Here is a 2,950-nt window from a genome sequence, read left to right on the forward strand (position 1 = left end):
AAGGCCCAGGGAAGACTCATCTTGAGGCAAGTTTCGCGCTTAGATGCTTTCAGCGCTTATCTTTTCCGCACTTAGCTACCGGGCAATGCCATTGGCATGACAACCCGAACACCAGTGGTGCGTTCACTCCGGTCCTCTCGTACTAGGAGCAACCCCTCTCAATCTTCCAACGCCCACGGCAGATAGGGACCGAACTGTCTCACGACGTTCTAAACCCAGCTCGCGTACCACTTTAAATGGCGAACAGCCATACCCTTGGGACCTACTTCAGCCCCAGGATGTGATGAGCCGACATCGAGGTGCCAAACACCGCCGTCGATATGAACTCTTGGGCGGTATCAGCCTGTTATCCCCGGAGTACCTTTTATCCGTTGAGCGATGGCCCTTCCATTCAGAACCACCGGATCACTAAGACCTACTTTCGTACCTGCTCGAGCCGTCACTCTCGCAGTCAAGCTAGCTTATGCCTTTGCACTAACCTCACGATGTCCGACCGTGATTAGCTAACCTTCGTGCTCCTCCGTTACTCTTTGGGAGGAGACCGCCCCAGTCAAACTACCCACCAGACACTGTCCTCACCCCGGATCACGGGGCCGAGTTAGAACATCAAACATTAAAGGGTGGTATTTCAAGGATGGCTCCACGCAGACTGGCGTCCACGCTTCAAAGCCTCCCACCTATCCTACACATCAAGGCTCAATGTTCAGTGTCAAGCTATAGTAAAGGTTCACGGGGTCTTTCCGTCTTGCCGCGGGTACACTGCATCTTCACAGCGAGTTCAATTTCACTGAGTCTCGGGTGGAGACAGCCTGGCCATCATTACGCCATTCGTGCAGGTCGGAACTTACCCGACAAGGAATTTCGCTACCTTAGGACCGTTATAGTTACGGCCGCCGTTTACTGGGGCTTCGATCAAGAGCTTCGCCTTGCGGCTGACCCCATCAATTAACCTTCCAGCACCGGGCAGGCGTCACACCGTATACGTCCACTTTCGTGTTTGCACAGTGCTGTGTTTTTATTAAACAGTTGCAGCCAGCTGGTATCTTCGACTGGCTTCAGCTCCATCCGCAAGGGACTTCACCTACATGCCAGCGTGCCTTCTCCCGAAGTTACGGCACCATTTTGCCTAGTTCCTTCACCCGAGTTCTCTCAAGCGCCTTGGTATTCTCTACCTGACCACCTGTGTCGGTTTGGGGTACGATTCAATGTTACCTAGAGCTTAGAGGCTTTTCCTGGAAGCAGGGCATCAACTACTTCTGCACCGTAGTGCATCGTCATCACGCCTCAGGGTTAGTATGTAACCGGATTTACCAGGTCACACCCCCTACACGCTTAAACCGGGACAACCGTCGCCCGGCTAGCCTAGCCTTCTCCGTCCCCCCTTCGCAGTAACACCAAGTACAGGAATATTAACCTGTTTCCCATCGACTACGCTTTTCAGCCTCGCCTTAGGGGTCGACTCACCCTGCCCCGATTAACGTTGGACAGGAACCCTTGGTCTTCCGGCGAGCGGGCTTTTCACCCGCTTTATCGTTACTTATGTCAGCATTCGCACTTCTGATACCTCCAGCAACCCTCACAGGCCACCTTCAACGGCTTACAGAACGCTCCCCTACCCAACAACGCCTAAGCGTCGCTGCCGCAGCTTCGGTGCATGGTTTAGCCCCGTTACATCTTCCGCGCAGGCCGACTCGACCAGTGAGCTATTACGCTTTCTTTAAATGATGGCTGCTTCTAAGCCAACATCCTGGCTGTCTATGCCTTCCCACATCGTTTCCCACTTAACCATGACTTTGGGACCTTAGCTGGCGGTCTGGGTTGTTTCCCTCTTCACGACGGACGTTAGCACCCGCCGTGTGTCTCCCGTGATAACATTCTTCGGTATTCGGAGTTTGCATCGGTTTGGTAAGCCGGGATGGCCCCCTAGCCGAAACAGTGCTCTACCCCCGAAGATGAGTTCACGAGGCGCTACCTAAATAGCTTTCGGGGAGAACCAGCTATCTCCCGGTTTGATTGGCCTTTCACCCCCAGCCACAAGTCATCCGCTAATTTTTCAACATTAGTCGGTTCGGTCCTCCAGTTAGTGTTACCCAACCTTCAACCTGCCCATGGCTAGATCACCGGGTTTCGGGTCTATACCTTGCAACTAATCGCCCAGTTAAGACTCGGTTTCCCTACGGCTCCCCTATACGGTTAACCTTGCTACAAAATATAAGTCGCTGACCCATTATACAAAAGGTACGCAGTCACACCACGAAGGTGCTCCCACTGCTTGTACGTACACGGTTTCAGGTTCTATTTCACTCCCCTCGCCGGGGTTCTTTTCGCCTTTCCCTCACGGTACTGGTTCACTATCGGTCAGTCAGGAGTATTTAGCCTTGGAGGATGGTCCCCCCATATTCAGACAGGATGTCACGTGTCCCGCCCTACTCATCGAACTCACGACCTGTGTATTTTAGTGTACGGGGCTATCACCCTTTGCTGCGCGACTTTCCAGACGCTTCCACTAACACACAAGCCGATTCAGGTTCTGGGCTCCTCCCCGTTCGCTCGCCGCTACTGGGGGAATCTCGGTTGATTTCTTTTCCTCGGGGTACTTAGATGTTTCAGTTCCCCCGGTTCGCCTCATGCCACTATGTATTCATGACATGATAGTGTGTCGAAACACACTGGGTTTCCCCATTCGGGTATCGCCGGTTGTAACGGTTCATATCACCTTACCGACGCTTTTCGCAGATTAGCACGCCCTTCATCGCCTCTGACTGCCTAGGCATCCACCGTGTACGCTTAGTCACTTAACCTCACAACCCGAAGATGTTTCCATCGTTCGCGCTGCAAACATTTGAGAGACTCTATGACAGGTTACTCTTTATCCCAGTACATCTACGGAGGGATAAATTTCAGCCGTCATGTTTCAATTTTCAGCTTGTTCCAGATTGTTAAAGAGCAA

Annotated in this window: 1 rRNA gene; it reads right to left on the bottom strand. The window is 52.6% G+C overall.

The window, feature by feature from the left end:
- Nucleotides 1–2,801, bottom strand: a 23S ribosomal RNA gene (locus tag EKL15_RS21350); the annotation flags it as partial.
- Nucleotides 2,802–2,950 lie beyond the last annotated feature (149 nt).

Source organism: Serratia sp. 4542 (assembly GCF_016805595.1).
Classification (GTDB): Bacteria; Pseudomonadota; Gammaproteobacteria; order Enterobacterales; family Enterobacteriaceae; genus Serratia; species Serratia nevei.